Raw genomic sequence first — 19,922 nt, forward strand, 5'->3', positions numbered from 1 at the left:
TACGGGTGACGCTCCTGCGTCGAAGATCGCTGCGCTAACGCCAGTCGCTCATGGGGGGAACCCCCAAGACCCTTACGGGTTCGGCAGTTGCTTCAAGTCGGGGAACCCGCCCAACGCACTGCCTCACCGCGCTGGCTCACAACTGACAACTGACAACTGACAACTAACTCCCCACTCCCTACTCTCTACTCTTAACTTTCCAAAGTTTCTTGCGAGAACTTTTTGTGGATGGTTTTAGTTTGTTCGCTGTTAGCAGCAACTGCTGTGATGAGATAGTCGATTAAGTTGTCCGAGAAGGGGATACGGAAGTGGAAACTACCATCTGATTTGAGTGTGAGAGGATTACCTGCAATCGTCACGGTTGCACCTGGCTGTGTTGCTCCGTGGATAATTAGCTCAGCATCGGCTAGAAACCAGAAGTCTCCATCAGGAGGGCTGAACACGCGAACAATGGCTGAACGTGCTAGTTTTACCCAATGATCGCCATCTGTGACATAGCCGAGTTCTATGATGTAATCGCGATCGCTTTTAGGAATCGCCACGAAGCGCTGATGTGTTGCTTCTTCGCAGGTATACTGCTGTAATAATTGGGGAGTTTGATAACTCAAATCTAAGTCAGTCACATCATATAGTCGCAGTGCTAATGGTGAACCTGCACCGTGCAGTGCTTGCTTGTCAGTTTCAGAAATCTGCCATGAAACTTCAGCCCACAGAGGAGTCCTGGGTGTCAGTACAACACTGCTGTGTTCATCTTCTGCGGGTAGTTCATTAGCCACAGTGTCATCTGTGTGGGGAGGACTAAAAACGCGAACAATGGCTGAACGCGCTATTGTTACCCAATGATCGCCATCAGTGACATAGCCGATTTCTGCAATGTAATCGCGATCGCTTTGAGGAATCGCCACGTAGGGCTGATGTGTTGCTGCTTCGCAGGTATACTGCTGTAATAGTTGGGGAGTTTGATAACTCAAATCTAGCCCAGTCACATCATATAGTCGCAGTGCCAATTGGGAGCCAGATGCTTGCAGTGTTTGCTTGTCAGTTGCAGAAATCTGCCATGAGACATCAGCCCACAAAGAAGTCTTGGGTGTTAGCACAACACTGCTGTGTTCATCTTCTGCGGGTGGTTCATGAGTTACAGTGTCATCTATTTGGGTCAGACTGAAAACGCGAACAATGGCTGAACGTGCTATTGTTACCCAATTATCGCCATCAGTGGCATAGCCGATTTCTGCAATGTAATCGCGATCGTTTTGAGGAATCGTGACTGAGCGATCGTGTGTTGCTTCTTCGCAGGTATACTGCTGTAATAATAGGGGAGTTTGATAACTCAAATCTAGCCCAGTCACATCATACAGTAGCAGTGCTAATTGGGAGCCTGATGCTTGCAGTGCTTGCTTGTCAGTTGCAGAAATCTGCCATGAAACATCAGCCAACTGGGGATTGCGGGGTGTCAGCACAACACTGCTGTGTTCATCTTCTGTGGGTATGTCTTCATTGCTAGAATTTTGTGCCTGTACCTCTGGTTCAGTGCTGTCCTGAATGCCATAAATACTAGTCCATGCCCCAATTCCTACTCCTGTGATGGCTGCACCTTCTGCAAAATCTGCTAAGTCAGCTTGAGTAAAATCTTCTGTTTCTTCTTTTAAGTTAGAGATTGTTTCATCATCTGTAAGTTCAGCCTCGTCTGCTACCACATTGAACGCTTCTTCTGTTAGATCTGGCAGTTCAGGCAGTGGAGTTGTCACTTCTGCCGTGGGCCATTCTATTTCTGATGTTGGTTGACCAAATTCAGTTAACGGTAGTTCAGCAACATTTCCAAATTCTGTAGTCTCTCCAAATTCAGACCAAACACTTGCCGCGCCTGTGGTTGCACTTTCAGTTGCGGTAATCTCATCTAGCCGATGCAATTCTGCTTGGAGTTGTTCCGCTATCGGGTCATTTGACGCTGCAATAGCTTCATCTTGATTATCAGATGCCGCTGGCGCTATATTTGATTCTTCAGGAATTACATCCGAAAATACTTGTGTGGGCCATTCTAAATCCGGCGTGACTTCGGCAGATTCACTTGAGAAGATTTCAGCAGGATTGACTTGTGTGGTATTGTCAGTTTCTTCGGTAGTAGATGAGATATTTGCTGTTGCTGGGGTTGCACTTGCATTTGAGGTGATATCTTCTAGCCAATTCGATTCTGCCTGGGGTTGTTCTGCTGTCGGTTCTCGCGGCACTTCAATATCCCGATTTTCATCAGTTGATGCCGCTGTTGAAACATCTAGTTGATCAGAAATTGTATTTGTGTCTTCCACTGTAGACGGCTGGACATTAAACGTATTTTTAGATACATCTAATATTTGTGGATATGAAGTATTGACAACAGCCGCTGGTGCTTCTATGTCCCACGGAGACTCTCCAATGTCGTAAGGATCTACAGGATTTACTTCAGTAGCAGTATTTAAACTATCTGTAGTTTTTATTTCTTGATTAACAGCTTCTGCGTTGGGAACTGTAGTCGAGATGGCTGCTACGGCAGCACCTCCTGCTAAAGCTGCGGCTCCAGCGGTGGTAATATTTTCTCCTGTGTTAGATACGGCTGGGCTGATGGTTTGACTCAAGTTAGAGTCCGTGGCCATTTCTTTTGATGCCGAATCTGATGTTGTTTGGTTGGATGGGGTTTCAGTTAAAGCCTCAGTGACGGGAGGAGCAACGCCCGTGTTATCTGTTGGCGTGGGGGAATTGGGAGTTGAGTCTGGTGTGTTGTTTGTTTGCCTTGTATCCGATGGAATTCTTCTGAGAAGCCATGTTACCAATCCAGTGATCACAGCCAAAGGCAACAGCAACCACCAAAATTGCCCTTGGGCTATTGGATTAGAGACGGCAGGAGTTACAGGTTGCTGTTGGGTAGGTTGAAGTTCTGTGCTGGGTGTGGCAGTTGCCACTGGTGTTGCCTCGGCGCTGGGTGTAGCAGTTGCCACTGGTGTTGCCTCGGCGCTGGGTGTAGCAGTTGCCGCCGATGTTGCCTCGGCGCTGGGTGTAGGATTTGCAGCTGTCAATAATGCTTGGGAATCACCGCTAGCGATCGCATTGGCTTCGGCGGCTCTAGCTTCTTCCATAGCCTGTTGTCCTGGCTTGGCCAAGGTAAAGCCGAGAAAACCTGCTATGGCTGGGCTGGGATTTTTCTTATAAACGTAAACTATCGGTTGTGAAAAAGGATACTTAGGATCGTCTGGCAATGTTTGATGTAGCTGAAGAACTCGCAAACCAGGGTTCTTCGACACCTGACTTGCTATTGCATAGCTGATGCCGTCTTTACCTAATTGTTTGATGATTTCTGCGGTGTTATCTTCGGCGATTTGGGTAGCATTAGCACCTGTAGCAAATTGAGCAGCTTTAAAAACTGGGTAGTTGCTTAACGTTTTGCGAATCTCGCTGGTTGTGGGGCGGTCTATGAATCTAATTTTACCCGCAGCTCCTCCCAGTTGCGACCAGTCTGTAATTCTCCCCCGGAAAATCCTCGCGAATTGCCTATCAGTCAAGCTTCCCTTAAAAGGATTTTCTGCACCAACCATGAGCGCAATTTTTTCTCGGCGTAGGACGACTTGTTCTAAACCTTGTGCTTTTTCTTCAGGAGTTAAGCCGCGACTCATCCCCACTAAATCAACTTGTCCATCGACTAAAGCTTTCAGTGCGGCTTCCGTGCTGTTAGTAGCAACTTCTACCTTAGTGCCAGCAAACTGTTTCTCAAAACTTTGTTTTAAATTTTGGTTGAGTGTAGCCAAATCACTGGAACCATCAATCCGCACCGTAGTCCCATTGTCAACTGTTTGCGGCAGTGGGAAAGAGGGAGTATCAGCAGATTGTGCCAGCAGCGGTGCAGACACAAGGAGATTCGCTGCCATAGGGGTGGTAGCTAACGCCACCAATAATGCCAGATTCGCGATCGCACTATCTTTTTTTTCTTGTTGCCACATATGTCATTTATCAGGTTTAGAAACCCAGCCAGCCTTAAATTTTATTTATAAAGGAGTAGACGCGCTAATTATACATTCCTTGTCAAGTGTCTTCTCAGTTTGAGAATATACTTATGTGAATCTATATTGCGGCTGTGACTTACATCCAGCATTTTCTATAATTTTGAATTCCACGCAGCAGCTACACCCCTGGTCAAGAGCAGTTTTTATGTATAAATTAAAGCAAAGATAGTTGAATTATTACCGTAATGCAACCAACTCACCATTTTTGATCTCTAGTAAAATTGGCTTGCTTTGCGGCTTTCGTTGCGAATAAAAGAGTGGATATCTGGAATTTTTATACAGCGATAAATTGGTATTTTTCAACCTTTCAAGAATCGTGGTGCGATCGGCATTAGCAGTTAAAGCTTTAATAAAAGTTTGTGCAGCATTATAGCTGCTAGAACTACTATTTCTATTGGTAGGTATAACAGGCATTCCTGCATTTTGATATTCTGTTAAAGCTCCTTGTATCGACTCACTATAAAGCTGTCCAATTACTGCTAATACAGATTTATCTTTGACTAACTCAGCAGCCACTTCTTTTGCTATTTCTGGTTTTCTCCCATTACCATCATTAGCAATAATAATATAGAGTAATTTACCATTTAAGCCATTATTATCATTAAATTCTCGTTGCGCCTGTGCTACACCGCGCAATATTTCTTGAGCAATTTTAACATTGTTATCTGCGGGGACAACTACTGCTAAAGTAAAGAAATTGCCTTGTTGTTTAGCACGAGCATTATTATAGTAAATTAACACTTCTGGGTCTTGAGGATTATCTGCTACTGCTTTTGCAAATGATTGCATAGCAGCTTGATAATCATTGCTTTTAAAACTTTGGATACCTTGGTCACGAAAGATGTTACCTTTTATCGGAAAAAAGGTGCGATCGCCACTACTAAAATTAATACTTGGATTATTTACACAAAAAACACCAAATACTTTACTTTCACTTGCAAAGCATGGTTTTGATAAGTGGCTAATACCTACACCTGCAATGGCAGAAATTCCCATAGCCCCTGCAATTATCCCAACATTAAGACTTTTGGATAACCTCTTTTTTGCTGGGGTAAAATATACTGGTGGTTGAGACCCAACTTGTTTCGATAAATTATAATTTTGTCCAATAACTGTAGTAGCATTGGTAAAATCAACTAAATTATTCTGTTTATTTCCCTGATCAGTTAACTCTGTTGGAGCTTCGTAGCTGAAATAATTTTCTTCTTCATTGAATTTTTCTAATTCTTTAATTTCTTGCCGCAATGGATGACGTTGTAGTAACCAGCGACGAACTAATTCAATTTTGATTTTGTCACCGGTGTGATGCAGAAAATTATAGTCAACAAGCTCTTGAACTGCTTTTTCTATAACTTCAGTTTTCACTACTCCATATTTCTTTAGTAAATTTAATGGCTTCTCTGGAATCTTTTGATTTTTTTCAATAGCTATTTTTTGAGATTCTGCAACAGCAGAAAACACAACTTTTTCAGGAATAGTCAGTTGATCCCAATACCATGCTAGTCCTGCTTCTGCATTTTCAATTGCTTTATCAACAATATGATTTATATCGTGAAGATTAATATGCCATTTATCTAATTCTCTAGCTCTGACAAAAATAGCAAAGCAGATTACTTGAATAAAATAAGGATGTCCTGCTGAAAGTTCAATAATTGCTTGAATAGCTGCTGGCTCATATTCTAAAATTCCCTGGGCGGGTTGGGTAATTAGTTCTGTAGCACTATTTTGATTTAAAAAACCAATTTCACGGCTAGAAGCATCCTGAAAATAATTCAGTAGATTCGGCATATTTGCTGATTGTCTACCTGTAAAGATAATCAGAAATAATTTATGTTCTACTGCAATTAGAGAATGTAAGTAATTGAAAAATTCATCTAGCACTGAAGCAGAATCTTGCTCAATTAATGCTTCAATTTCATCAATCAATAAAACTATTTTTCTGCCTCGTAAGTAATCATAAATTTTAGTCAAAAATTTACTGTAAAAAATATATACTTCTTGTTCTAAATCTTGAATAGTAGGCAGCTTGATTTTATTTGTGTCTATTTGCAGATATTCTTGAATATCTTTAGCCAGTCCTGCTAAAATTTCATAGAGATTATTATGAGTATAATCTTCTAAATTTAAAGGAATAAAAACAAAACTGTCAATTTTAACAAATTTTGGGACATTACGAATGATAGAAGATTTACCAATACGTCTTTGACCATGCAACAAAGTGACTTTGACACCTTGCTTAAGATTACCCTCAATAAACCAAAACAAATCTTGTCGTCCAAAAAGTAGTTTTGGTTCATCGATTGGACGACCGATAATATAAGGATTTCTCCTAGATATTGATTGTGCCATACTAATAGTAGTAGTTTGATACATAATATTGTATTGTATTTTACAAAATGACAATTATTGTTGCTGTAACATAACCCACGTTCCGCCTTTTATTTGAACCAAAATTGGTTCTGTTTGTCGCTCCCCTTCGGGATTAAATTGGAGTGGATCTCCAGAAGTATTACTTGAGGAAAGGTTAACTTTTCTTAAGTTTTCAATCACTGTTGTCCGATCAGAATTATCGGACAAAGCTTGAATAAAAGCCTGTGTAGCATCGTAACTAGTTGCTGTTCGCCAACTCACTTGTTTTCCCCATTGTTTGAAAGCTTTTTGGGCAAAGTTTTGTGCTTCTGGTGCTTCTCGAAACCAAGGAACGACTATAGTTAAACCTTCTACTGCATTTCCACCTTTATCTAAGGTTTCCTGGCTGTAAAGAATATCACCACCTAAAAGCTTCAGTCCTGGTCTGGGTCGATTTTGAGATTGGGATCTCTCAACTACTTCCTGGTTTACTTTAGCAATTTTCACAGCAACATCTTTATGTAGTGCATCTGGAATCAATACAGCTGCTTGTGCTTTGTCTTCATCTCTATAAATAGTTCTGTAAACTTCTGCACTCATATCTAGTGAGGGGTCAGCTAAATTAATTTGTGGCTTGCGAAGCACCTCACCTCCCAGCTTTTCAAATTGATTTTTAAATTCTTCTCTCATGCTGTTACTGTATGAGCTATCGGGGTTAGAAAAGATCACCACTCTTCTTAACTTCAAGTTCTGGAATGCGTATTCCGCTAATTTTTTCCCTCCCGCAGCATCAGAAGGTAAACTCCTAAAAAAATTCTTACCTTGTAGTTGTGTACTGGTAGCACTGGGAGAGATAATCGCAATATCTGCTCTGTTATACTCTTCTAAGGCTGCTCTGGTAGAATCTGAACTGTAGTGACCAATAACACCTAATACAGATTTGTCTGTCACCAACTTGGCAGCTACTTGCTTTGCTTGTTGCGGTTGACTTGCATCGTTAGCAATTTTAATTTGCAACAATCGACCTTTTATGCCATTTTTGCTATTAAACTCATTCTGCGCTTGTGATACACCGCGTAACATTTCTTGAGCAAAATTAGTATTGTTATCTGCGGGAACAACTACTGCTAAAGTGATGGGATTTCCCTTGTCACGAGCCAGGGAATTATTATAGTAAATTAGTACTTCAGGGTCATTGCGATTAGCTGCTACAGCTTGTGCAAATAGCTTGATTGCTTCAGGATATTTTTTTTGTTTAAAGGCTTGAATACCACGATCGCGATCGCTATTTTTCAGTTCAGGGAAAAAAGTGCGATCGCCGCTACTTATCATACTATTATCTTCTTTGCAGAAAAAAGCAAATTCTTTTTCTTGACCTGGAGGACAGTCAGATGAGATTTGATAAGTACCATAACCTACTGTTCCCAGAATTGCTAGTACTGCTAGGATTTTTATTAAAGTTGGTGTAATAATTATTCTACTTTCAATACTTTTTATCTCTAAAAGTCTTTGTTCGGCTGGTTTGTTTTTAGGATCAACTTTTAAAATTCGATTATACTGTTCCTTTGAGAGTGTGTATACTTTTTGGATGAATAAATGATGTCCATATTCTGACAGCACCTCTAAATATCTTTCTTTATAACTAGAAGAATCAGCTTCATAAAGTTGTTTGTAAAGTTCTAAAGAATTTTCAAAATCTTTTACTTTGAAGTATTGTTCAGCCAAGAATAATTTAATATTAAAATTGTCGGGGTTAATTGCTAGTGCCTGCTGGTAATGCTGTATTGCTAGCTCGTGTTTTCCCTGTTCAGACCAAAAATTAGCTACTGCAATCAGGTTATTAACAAGATGCTCAACAGTTTCATTTTTTTGTGTTTGTAATTCCTGCATTTTTAAACTTTGTATTTCATCTTGTAAGGAATGATATTGTAGTAACCAACGACGGATTAATTCTACTCTGACTTTGCGCCCTGCATCATATAAATAACCGTTTTCTATTAGTCTTTCCCATGCTTGAGATAGCTGTTCTGTCTGTTTTATACCTTTTTTACTAAGCAAATTTAATGGCTCTTCTGGAGATTTTATTCCTTGCTCAATAGCTATCTGTTGTGCCTCTGCTACAGTTGAAATAATAATTCTTTCTGGGATAGTCAGTATCTCCCAGAAACTTTGCATGAAAGCATCAGCCTTTTCAATTGCCTTATCAAGAATAAGTTTTACATCAGTACCTTCAATACTCCATTTATCCTCATTTCTTGCTTGTTCAAAAAGAGTAGAGCAAATAACTTGAGTAAAACACGGGTGTCCTGCTGAAAGTTGTATAATTTCCTGTATTGCTTCATTTCGATATGTCAAAATACCTTGAGCAGGTTTAGTGATCATCTGTTTAGCGCTAGTATTATCTAGCAAACCTATTTCTTCAAAAGGTGCATCTTTAAATAAACTCCGTAAGTTTGGTAAATCATTAAAATATCTTCCAATTACTGGAATAATAAATAATTTATCTTGCTCTTTTGATAACTTTTTAATATATGAATAAAATGTTTGTTCTTCAACTATTTTTTCATTATTGGCAACGTCAAATTCATCAAAAAGTAATACTATTTTTCTAAAATTTATTTGTTCATAAATTATAGGTAAGAATACTTGCGAAAATAAATTTATATTTTCTTCTAATTGTGCTTGTGTCGGTATTTTTAAGTTATTCGCATCTATGTCAAATTGATAGGTAACTTGATCAGTAATCGCTATAGCTAAGTTACCTATAATATTACTTAAACTTGAGTTACTTTGATGTTGCAGGTCAAATTGTACAAAAATAAACTCATGGGATTGAATAAAATTTGAAACCTGTTGAAGTACTGAAGACTTGCCAATTCTTCTTTGACCATGTAACAAGATGACTTTTACACCTTGGTTCAAGTTATCCTCAATAAAAGCGAATAAACTTTCACGGCCAAAAAACTTGCTTCTTTCACGTATTGGACGACCAATAATATAAGGGTTTCTCAGACCATTTACTCTATTCATATTAATATTATTAACAAGTAGTTAAATTACTTTAAAATTTTATATTTCCTTTCATAGTGAGTAAATGAATGATATTGTAACAACCAATGTCGAATTAATTCAACTTTGATTTTGCGTCCTTCTTGATATAAATAACCCTTTACTCTCAGTTTTTCCCATGCTTGACGTAGCTGTTCCCTCTGTTTTGTATTATTAATGTCAAGCAAATATAATGGTTCTTCAGGAACTTTTTTTTGTTGTTCAATGGCTCTCTTTTCAGCTTCTGCTACAGTTGTAATAATAATTTTTTCTTCAATAGTCAGTGTGTCCCAAAAACTTTGCAAGAATGAATCAGCTTTTTTAATCGCTTGATTTAAAATATTTTTGACATCAGCCGCTTCAATATTAGATTTATTCTCATTTCTTGCTTTCTCAAAAAGAGTAAAACAAATAACTTGAATAAAACATGGATGTCTTGCTGAAAGTTGTAATATTTTCTTGATTGCTTCTGGTTGATATATCAAGCTATCTTTAGCAGGATTAACAATTATATTCTCAGCGCTAATATCATCTAGCACATCAATTTCTTGGTTAGGCGCACATCTAAATAACGTCGGTAGGTTGTGCAAATCATGAAGATGCGTTCCACTTACTGGAATCACAAATAAATTGGGTTGTTCATTTATCAGTTTTTCTAAAAAAAGAATAAAGTTTTCTTGTTCAACAATATTATTGTTTTTATCAGAATTATTTATAACATCAAATTCATCAAGAAGTAAAACTATTTTCTTATATTTGATTGTTTTATAAAGATGCGGTAAAAATTTTTTAGTAAACAAATTGATATCTTGTTCTAATTCTGCCTTTGTTAGCCTTTGTAATTTCTTATCATCTAACTTCAGCTGCTTAGTAACTTGTTCAATAATTGCTGTAGCTAAGTCATGTATAATACTACTTAAACTTGATCTCCTTTGATGCTCAAGGTCAAATTGTACAAAAATAAACTCATTAGATTTAATAAAATTTGGAATTTGTTGCAATACAGAAGACTTACCAATGCGTCTTTGACCATGTAATAAAATAACTTTTACATCGCCAAGAAGTTGATCCTCGATAAAACAAAATAAACTTTCACGACCATAAAATTGACTTCTTTCACGTATTGGTATACCAATAATATAAGGATTATTTCTGCGACCATTTACTCCATTCATATTACTTACCCCTACTAATTACCTGGGAAGATTAATCCTTTGGGGAAAGCAGACACGAACCTACCAAAAACCTCCAAAATTTTGGGAATTTTATCTTGATTATCCCATAGCCATTTAATCGCTTTAGTAAATTTATCCATTTGCTGACGACTCATTAAATTGAGAAAAACTTTTTCTCGTGCTTGTAACCACTCTTCATTTGTTTGCCGGAGTACTTGGATTACCCACCGCTCCATTGTTGATGAAGTGAAAGAGTAAATTTTTTTTCCTTCATTAACAGTGTGAGTCACTACACCTTGTTCTTCTAGTTTAATTAGATCCTTCTCATTTTGGCTAAAGATTAACTCAATACCACTAACATCAAATTGTTGTTGTGGTTGCTGTGTATGCAGACGACCTTTTAAACTAGAAAGAGCCATGAGCATGAGTAAAGTTTGTTCTACTTCACTACACCCTTCCCAAATATTTTGAAAAATCTGTTGCGTACCAGCTTCAAAATCTCTAACAAATTCATCTTCAGTTGGTGCATTTGCAATGACTAAATCTCTGTACAGTAGAAAACAAGATATTTGTAATAAATATGGGTGTCCGCCTGTATTGTCTTTAATTGCTTCCCGTAAATATGGGATTCTTAACATCTGAAGGAACTGGTCAATTTCCTTGTTCTTAAATGTCTCTAGTTGTACAAATAGATAGTGGTTATACCACGGGGAAGCATTGGGATTGAGCTTTGGCCCTAGTTCATTGAGACGCTTCAGGGAAGTAACAATCATTGACAGATGTTGTGCTTCCGTAGAGTGAACAGCCAAATTACGACACTCACCCAAAAATCTTTGCATTGCATCTTCATCATATTGCTCGTTCGTATCGAGTGCTACATGAAAGTCGTCTATGAGCAATACGAGATATTTATCTTGTCCTCCAAGCTTTCGTAATAGCTGTCGCAGGCTATCCTTAGTCTTATCTTCTGCAAGCTGAAATTTATCAATTTCAGCTTGCAATGCAGATTCATCTGGTAATTTATCCTTCATCAGGCTCAATATTTCTCCCCAAAAATTCGAGGGAGTAAAAGGAGTTATACTTTCGCAACTAAAACGAACTATCACCGCTTGGGAGAAATCCATATTGTGGTCTTCCCAAGCTTGGGGTGATTCTAATTTCTGCAAGAAGGAAGTTTTGCCCATACCAGCACCACCCCATATTGCTAAGTGACTGCGGTTATGAATTTGATCAAACGCAGCTGCAATTTCAGATTCTCGTCCGACGAAGCGCTCTGGAGGTACCGGTTTCCCGACAATAAAAGGATTTGCTTGCATGTAATATTGTTAAGCACGCATTTAAGTGAAATTAAGTAAATAGTATCATTTAGGTGTTAGGGGTTAGTTGTCAGTTATCAGGCAGTCCCGTGAGGTAGCCCTCGTCTTGGACGCCACTGGCTTGATGCTGGGGAACCCTTTCGGCAGTTCCCAATTCCCCATTCGCAATTGCCCCTAATCCCCACTCCCTTCAGTCGTGGGGGCCCCGAGTTCCCCATTCCCAATTCCTACATATCTAGCCATTGCTAGATGCTAAATTGATCTCGGAACCCATAATCTACAACTGTTGAACCGAGAGATTTACTTGTGGATGCCATACTAGAACGATCGCACGCCCTCAAACAAGCTATAGTTGATTTTGTCCTTGATGCTGAAGGTAAACTGGCACAAGCACTAGAAACCTATGCAGCAGAACAGTTACGCCGTGGCAGTGGCGATACTACACAGCAGGATTTAATTATCGATAGCTTTCTCACAGAAGGAAGAGTAGGTGAAAAATCACCACTAGAATTATTTATAGATAACCATCCTGATTTATCATCAAGCGATCGCAACCTGATTCACAGCTGGCATCATAGTTTTATTGGGTTATTTGCTATTACTCAAATCCTTGGTGATGGCTTTGAGTTAACTAACTGGCTGACAGATAAACATTACCTCGTCAAGCCAAACAATGCCCAAACATTACAAGCATTGTCTCGCTTGAAAGCCGGAGAAATCTTATTAACTCGCATCTCTCCGGTTACTGATAGCTACTGGACATTTTCTGGCCCCTACACACTCATGGGCAAATTAGGTAAACCAAAACTTGCTGTAGCCATTGGTAATTTCAAAGACAACTATAAAAATCAACTTTACAGCGATGCACCAGAATTACTAGAGGCAGCTTGGGAATCTGTAGCTACATATCATCAGCAGTTTGTTGACTTTTTTGGCAGTGATGAAATCACCTTACCTGGATACCAACTGAATAAAAAAATCGCTGAATTCCAAGAAATCATCACTGAGAAACACTTAGCAGCAGCAGGACTTGATACTTCCAAATCTCTCAGTGAAGTCGCAGCAGAAGCCGATATTGACGAAGAAGAAATTAAAGCAGCAGTTGCAGAAATTGGTGGTGATTCAAAAGTCGTTTCTCAGATATTGAATGCTAAAAGTGGCAACAGCAAAATGATGATGCCAAAAGTTGATTTACCTGCGGAACTGAAGAAAGCAGAACAGGTGACAGCTATTTCTCATCCCCGTTGGGGACAAATGTTTTTACCAACGTACAGTAAAATCCAAACAATTTTGTCAGCTGAAGATTGGCAAAGCGTTGAAGGGGCTGAAAAACTAATTCGCTTTTACCTCACAGACAAAAGTATTAACGCCTTTATTTGGCATCGCTTAGCCCAACAGTACCCAACTCAATTAGAAAAGGTATTGCAAACTGTTTTGCAACGTCCAGAATTTAGCCTAGAAAGTGACTTAGATACACTTTTACAAGAATTCGGCAAACCTATCCAGCCAGAGTTACCAGAAATTGCCAGTGTCCCCATACATCTGCACAACTTATTTCAAGAGGCTGTTGCAGAAGTTAACAAATCCAAGCCCAAGGGTAAAGGGCAAAAAAAGGCCGCAAAGGGTTTTCAATAGTGGGTCAGGGTCAGTCAAAGCTCAATCAAGTGTGCGATCGCTCCCAATTGGGTCGAGTGGATGGGGTGAGTTGTGGGGGAGCGATCGCCCCCAACACCTGCTACCCGAATACAAAGACACCATCAACGCTGATTAAAAAAACCAAGATTTCTGCAATTTAGTAATTAGACTACAATTTCCAGCGATCGCTATTGTTTATAGTCTGCTTTTTTCCTTTAAAATTAAGGCGGCAGCTTCGAGAGCTTGGGTGTTGTTCATCGCACTGGCCAGATTGACCAATGCGATATCCATATCGAAATTCTTTTAGTTCGGTTCCACTCTCAGATAAAATTGTGTAGCCACAAACTTAGTATCTCTCTTGGTCGGATCTAAGTTGTTCACTACCTCAGTTTTACCTACAGTAATCAAACCTTTACCGAAAATTTCTCTTGTTGCTGCTTCAATTTGTTCTGGTGTTGCACCCGTTAGACTCAAATCGATTGACGAAACTTGAGAAATCTTAGGCTTATTCAAAACAAGCTTATCTGTGGAGAAGCAAGGAGTGGTGATGCAGACAATGCCATTGTTTTTTAGTCCCACAAAAGTACCTTTCGCTGGGGTATCTGTAGCGGCTATGAAGGCTTCTTTAACTCTCAAATTCCCAAACTCACCGAATCCAGGAAATTCCACTGGAACTATGCTACCTCTGAGAATCACACGGCTACCATCATCATTTTGGATTTTTGCCAGTTCGTCAGGTGCTACTTTCAGGGAACTCCAATCAATTGCAGACACATAGCATTCCTCGCGAAAAACACCATCGATGCAAGGAGTAGCTTTCAAGTTGACCTGCTTGATGAAATATCCCCCACATATAGGAGAAATACATTTGCGAAAATCCCTTCGCACTGTGTAATATCCCCACTGAGGAAACTCTTGATTTTTGACAGTGACTGCAACAGAATCAGTAGTGTCTGGAGCAGAAATGTCTTGAGCAGATACTTTCAAGAAAAATCCGAAGCTAGCAATTAAAGCACCTAATAGGAGAATGAATGGGTATTTGTAGTCAAGTAATCTTTTGTTCATGGGATGTTTAAATTTTGTTTCCGGGTTCAATACCTTTGTCAAAATCAGACTCTAGAAAAACTGGCAAAATTCCCCATACACTAAGCGTTTAATTAACAAGGTAGGTTGGAATGTCAGAACTTTTACACTGCTGACAATACGTTAAAAAAACCTTGCAGGAAACCTGAAAGGAGTTTTTAGGACTTATTGTTTTTGCCAAACCTTACAGAGAAGGGAGTTAAATCATGAAAGCATCATCAACTCACCCTGGTAAATTGGCAGAGGTCTTGAAGGTTATAAAGGCTTTTAATAGTCAAATACAAAAAAATAATACCACCATCATCTATGTATATCTTTTGCGAATTGTTACAATTTTCAGAATGAGTAATTTGCCAGATGCAATTCAGACTAGTAGTTCACCACGCAAATTTTGACAGGTGAAGACCGGGGAAAGGGAAAAGGGAAAGAAATTAAAAACCTTTCCCCTTTTCCCCTTACCCAATCCCTGTGCCTGTCAAAATCTTTTTGGCAGACTACTAGTACTCGACCAACCCTTGCATTGCCAGGTGAGGGTAAGCAGGGGGAGCGGGCTATGCGTGATATTTTAGTTACCTTATTTTCGTATGCTCTCTTAAAATTGAGGTTACACGCTGGTGCTGTCTTAACCAGTCTTGACACACTTCTTTGCTAAGTCGAATCTCTTCCTCGGTCAGAAAGTCATCAGGGCAACCAGATGCTACGATTCTGGCGACTTTGGCGGCTTTTTGGTAATTTACGCCATATTTAACCAGTTGTGTATGAAAGAATCTTTCTCTTTCCTTAGATGAAAACATGGCTACAAGTCAACAGAAGTCAGGAACAGGTTTTGTTAAGATTTATTACTATTATTGACATTTTAATAGTCAATGTCTTCTTTCATGAGATTGATTAAGGGTTTTTTAATATTATCTAGAGAATCAGAAACAATATCATGTTCGCGCTTATCAGTTCTAAAAAGTCAGTAGACCGAAAAGTACTGCGTTCACCGAAGGTGTTGGCGAAGCCATCGCCTGTCAACCTTCTTCCTTCTGCCCTCTGCCCTCTGCGTTCTGCCTAAACCAACCCACTATTGATCACCAAAAGCTGACAAGACCCCAAATAATTAGTTGATGTACAGCTATAGCTGGGGACTGGGTGAAAAGTCTTTTTGTGTCTAGGTTTTATCATCTGTTGATGTCCTAACACTACTGGCGACAGCTATATTTGAAATCACCCTTTCAGAAAAAAGTCGTGAAACACAGTGTTTCACGACTTTTTGTGTGGTGTGAGGAGCTTAACTACATATCATGATAAAGCAACTGCAGACAGGCAATACTCTTGTAACAATTTTGGTAACAGCTTAAAAACATGGAAACTTCTAGCTTCCTGAAAAAGCATTGCTAAACAGAAGTTTCAGGTTTTCAGTGCGTCAGTTCTACTAGATACTGTGCAGGAGCAAGTGCTATGCGGTGGCGACTGCTGGAAGTGAAGCGATCGCTCTTAAGAGCAACAACCGCCTATCCCTCATTCACCCTCACCACCTCACCCAGTGCCAAGTCTGGTTATCTAGTGGACAGTTTTACATGCAGCGATCGCTCTAATTAGATGATACAAGTTGGTTACGTCCTGTAGGAAATGTTTGGACACGCAATGCACAGCCGTGGATAATTATTTCTGACTAGATGCTCAATTATCAGGGGCAACCAGAGGATATGCATTCTCTGTGGGAAAAAAGGACACAACAATCAACAAATTAAGAATTATGACTCAAGCTAAAATTGGGATTATTGGTGGCAGCGGTTTATACAAAATGGATGCCCTCAAAGATGTAAAAGAGGTGCATGTAGAAACACCTTTTGGTTCGCCTTCTGATGCTTTAATTTTGGGAACTTTAGATGAGACTAGGGTAGCTTTTTTAGCACGTCATGGGCGTAATCATACTTTATTGCCTTCAGAGTTACCGTTTCGTGCCAACATATATGCAATGAAGCAACTTGGTGTGGAGTATTTAATCTCAGCCAGTGCTGTAGGTTCTTTGCAGGAAGAGGCTAAACCACTCGATATGGTGGTGCCAGATCAATTTATTGATAGAACGAAAAATCGAGTTTCCACCTTTTTTGGTGAAGGCATTGTGGCTCATATTGCTTTTGGCGAACCGATTTGTCAAAATTTGGCTGGGGTGCTAGGGGATGCGATCGCTTCTCTGAATTTACCAGAAGTGACTCTCCATCGCGGTGGCACTTATGTATGCATGGAAGGCCCGGCATTTTCCACTAAGGCGGAATCGCATCTTTACCGCAGTTGGGGCGCAAAAATAATTGGGATGACGAACTTACCAGAGGCGAAGTTAGCCAGGGAAGCAGAAATTGCCTATGCAACTTTGGCGCTGGTGACAGATTACGATTGTTGGCATCCAGATCACGATAGTGTGACAGTGGAAATGGTGATTGGTAATTTGCAGCGCAATGCAGTGAATGCTCAAAAGGTGATTCAAGAAACTGTACGGCGTTTAAGTGAAAATCTACCCCCTAGTGATGCACATTCAGCTTTAAAGTATGCAATTTTAACTCAGTTGGATAAAGCACCGACACAGACGAAGGAAAAGTTGGGGTTGTTGTTGCAGAAGTATTTGTGAGTATCTTATATCATGTCCGGCAAATTGCCCATAATTCTTGCGTTACCCCTGCCCAACCTTCCCCTTACTAAGGCAGGGCTGTTTCATTCGCTGATGATGGGGATTTGTACTGAGGATAATCTCACGCAAAGACGAGGCAGCGCGTTGCAGGGGTTCCCACGGCAGTCCGTTCAAGTCGGGAAACCCGCCTACACGGCTGCCTTCCCGTTGTAGCGACTGCCGTCGCAAAGACGCAAAGAAAAATCGCGTATTTTTGGTTAAAAGCGCAAAAATTTTTTACTAAAATTGTGCGCTTGCTCTCAATTTTTATCTGTTTGAATCTTGCAATTTTACCTATTTTAGGGAACGAAACAGCCCTGCCTTTTTAAAGGGGGAATACTGCTCAAAGTCCCCCTTTTTAAGGGGGATTTAGGGGGATCTAAAATATTTGGCTACTAATAACAGGACTTTTAAAACATCCTCTAACGCACCACCACGCCAATACGGTGCGTTATACCATTTCACGAAAAATCTGATACAAATTTTTTCACCCCTGCTCCCCCTTTTTGTAAGGATAAAATAATGTCACACTCTCCTAAAGAAGGATGATACTCTTCCTGGGCTGATAGATATTGTTGTAGATGTACTCAAGAATCAAAACATCAATTTATGTGTGGCATAGTGGCATTATTTTCAGGACAAACGCCAATTTCTGAGTCATCTTTGAAATTAGGAATGGATTGCTTAAAACATCGAGGCCCAGACGGACACAAATTTTGGATTTCTCCTGACCGACGAGTTGCTTTAGGGCATAGAAGACTCAGTATTATCGACTTAATAGGTGGCGAACAGCCAATGAGTAATCAAGATGGAAGTCTGCATTTGATTGCTAATAACGAGTTTTATGACTTTGAACGGATACAACGTGATTTAAAGCAACGCGGTTATCACCTACAAACTAAGTGTGACAGTGAAATTGCCCTTCATTTATATGATGAATTTGGTACACAATGCCTACATTATTTACGAGGTGAATTTGCTTTTATAATTTGGGATCAACGCAATGAAGTGCTATTTGCTGCGCGCGATCGCTTTGGTATTAAGCCGTTGTATTACACCATTTATGGCAATACTCTTTATGTAGCTTCCGAAGTCAAAGCTTTGTTTGCCGCAGGTGTACCAGCTTGTTGGGATCACGAAGCCTTCTGGCAAGATTCATGGGGTGTTTTATCTTCAGGTCGAACTCTATACGCTAATGTATATCAAGTGCCTCCTGGGTATTTTTTACTAGCATCTGATGCTGGTATGAGACTACATCGTTACTGGGACTTTGATTATCCCCAAAGTGATAATTATTTATCCCAACAATGTACACAAGAAGATTACATTCAACAACTGCGCCAGACATTAGATGAAGCAATACAATTACGTTTAAGAGCTGATGTGCCAGTTGGCTGCTATCTCAGCGGTGGTCTTGATTCGTCTACAGTGTTAGGAATAGCAGCATCTCATAGTTCGGAACCCCTGAAGGCTTTTACGATCGCTTTTGAACATGAAGCTTATGATGAAGAAGCGATCGCTCGTGAAACAGCAGCATATTGTAGAGCTGATATCGAGGTTATTCCTGTTAATCAAAAAGACATCGCTGATCATTTTGCTGATACAATTTGGCATTGTGAAATGTTAAGTCTAAATGCCAATACTACTGCCAAGTATTTATTAAGTCGTGCTGCCAGAGATGCAGGCTATAAAGTTGTATTAACTGGAGAAGGTTCAGACGAAATTTTTGGAGGATATGTTCATTTTCGCCAAGATAAATTACTCTATAACCAGCAACAAGAAGATGAAGATACTATAAAATATTTATTAAAAGAATTGAGAGATAAAAATCAAGTTTCAGTTAGTTTTTTATTTGCTGAAGATCAATCAATTCCAGATTTAAATACTATTGAGCGATTGTTAGGCTTTATCCCATCTTGGATGCTAGCTGCGGCACAAAGACATCTCGATTCTATTCGGTTCTACTCACCAGAAGTGATTGACCAATTTCAAGGACAGGATGTATATCGAATGTTTTTCAATCACCTAGATGTACAAGGACAACTCAAAGGCAGAGAAATTATAAATCAATCTCTCTATTTGTGGTCAAAAACAAGTTTAGCCAATTACCTTTTGCGGATGTTGGGTGATGGCGTGGAAATGGCACATTCCATTGAAGGACGACTACCATTTTTGGATCACAAAGTTGTTGAATTAGTTCGCAATATGCCCGTTTCACTAAAAATTAGTGGCCTGACTGAGAAATATGTTTTGCGAGAAGCAGCAAAGCCATTCATCACAGATACAGTATACAAACGCCAAAAACATCCATTTATAGCTCCACCTTCAACATATAATCCCAACGAAGCATTACAGCAACTAATACAAGACTCTCTACGGAGTTCAGCAATGTCTTGTGTACCTTTTTATAATCAAGCTGCAATTATTCAATTGCTTGAAAAACTACCGACAATCAACGAAAGTCAACGTGCAGCCACAGACTTTTTCTTGTTAAGGGTACTCAGTACTTACTTTCTACAAGAAAAGTTTGCATTGACGTAAATATATAGCAAAGTGCGCTCGTGCTGTGACGCTGTTTGGTTTTAGTCCACTTTAGTGGAGTTAAGCTATTAGCCAAGAAATTAATTTCTTG

Annotated in this window: 12 protein-coding genes; 6 read left to right on the plus strand and 6 right to left on the minus strand. The window is 39.5% G+C overall.

The features are described 5' to 3' along the window. Positions 1-191: 191 nt before the first annotated feature. The 5 genes from I8748_RS34925 to I8748_RS04330 form a co-directional block, all read right to left on the minus strand. Entirely contained in the window at positions 192-3,968 is a 3,777-nt protein-coding gene (locus tag I8748_RS34925; protein ID WP_198123429.1) for a DUF4912 domain-containing protein, read from the minus strand. Positions 3,969-4,208: 240 nt separating this feature from the next. After that, positions 4,209-6,434, minus strand: a complete 2,226-nt coding sequence (locus I8748_RS04315; RefSeq protein WP_198123430.1) for an ATP-binding protein — start codon at positions 6,432-6,434, stop codon at positions 4,209-4,211. Beyond that, a complete protein-coding gene (locus I8748_RS04320; protein ID WP_198123431.1) occupies positions 6,435-9,410 on the minus strand; it encodes an ABC transporter substrate-binding protein in 2,976 nt (991 codons plus the stop codon). A 26-nt stretch (positions 9,411-9,436) separates the two neighbouring features. Then, positions 9,437-10,603 (minus strand): ATP-binding protein, encoded by a 1,167-nt coding sequence (locus I8748_RS04325; protein WP_198123432.1) that lies wholly within the window; start codon positions 10,601-10,603, stop codon positions 9,437-9,439. A gap of 14 nt (positions 10,604-10,617) precedes the next feature. Continuing rightward, complete coding sequence (locus I8748_RS04330; RefSeq protein WP_198123433.1) at positions 10,618-11,919, minus strand: ATP-binding protein; 1,302 nt, start codon at positions 11,917-11,919, stop codon at positions 10,618-10,620. Between the two features lie 306 nt (positions 11,920-12,225). On the opposite strand from I8748_RS04330, the gene I8748_RS04335 reads away from it, so the two are divergent. Further along, positions 12,226-13,554 carry a hypothetical protein gene (locus I8748_RS04335; RefSeq protein ID WP_198123434.1) on the plus strand — a complete coding sequence of 443 codons (1,329 nt, stop codon included), beginning with the start codon at positions 12,226-12,228 and terminating at the stop codon, positions 13,552-13,554. Beyond that, positions 13,554-13,715, plus strand: coding sequence for a hypothetical protein (locus I8748_RS04340; protein ID WP_198123435.1), 162 nt, complete (start codon positions 13,554-13,556; stop codon positions 13,713-13,715). The genes I8748_RS04335 and I8748_RS04340 overlap by 1 nt, the downstream gene beginning before the upstream one ends. A 142-nt stretch (positions 13,716-13,857) precedes the next feature. Here I8748_RS04340 and I8748_RS04345 read toward each other — a convergent pair whose 3' ends face one another. Further along, on the minus strand, positions 13,858-14,619 hold the full coding sequence (locus tag I8748_RS04345; RefSeq protein ID WP_198123436.1) for a DUF6748 domain-containing protein: 762 nt from the start codon (positions 14,617-14,619) through the stop codon (positions 13,858-13,860). A gap of 224 nt (positions 14,620-14,843) precedes the next feature. On the opposite strand from I8748_RS04345, the gene I8748_RS04350 reads away from it, so the two are divergent. From I8748_RS04350 to asnB, 4 genes are all read left to right on the plus strand, one after another. Continuing rightward, complete coding sequence (locus I8748_RS04350; protein ID WP_198123437.1) at positions 14,844-15,032, plus strand: hypothetical protein; 189 nt, start codon at positions 14,844-14,846, stop codon at positions 15,030-15,032. A 1,048-nt stretch (positions 15,033-16,080) separates the two neighbouring features. Next, positions 16,081-16,221 (plus strand): hypothetical protein, encoded by a 141-nt coding sequence (locus tag I8748_RS04355; protein WP_198123438.1) that lies wholly within the window; start codon positions 16,081-16,083, stop codon positions 16,219-16,221. 157 nt (positions 16,222-16,378) lie between these two features. Further along, complete coding sequence (locus I8748_RS04360) at positions 16,379-17,251, plus strand: S-methyl-5'-thioadenosine phosphorylase (protein ID WP_198123439.1); 873 nt, start codon at positions 16,379-16,381, stop codon at positions 17,249-17,251. Positions 17,252-17,911: 660 nt separating this feature from the next. Next, the gene (gene asnB / locus I8748_RS04365; protein WP_318781190.1) at positions 17,912-19,831 is read left to right on the plus strand and encodes an asparagine synthase (glutamine-hydrolyzing); all 1,920 of its coding nucleotides are present in this window, start codon (positions 17,912-17,914) and stop codon (positions 19,829-19,831) included. Positions 19,832-19,922 lie beyond the last annotated feature (91 nt).

It is taken from the genome of Amazonocrinis nigriterrae CENA67 (genome assembly GCF_016056305.1).
In the GTDB taxonomy this organism is placed as follows: Bacteria; Cyanobacteriota; Cyanobacteriia; order Cyanobacteriales; family Nostocaceae; genus Amazonocrinis; species Amazonocrinis nigriterrae.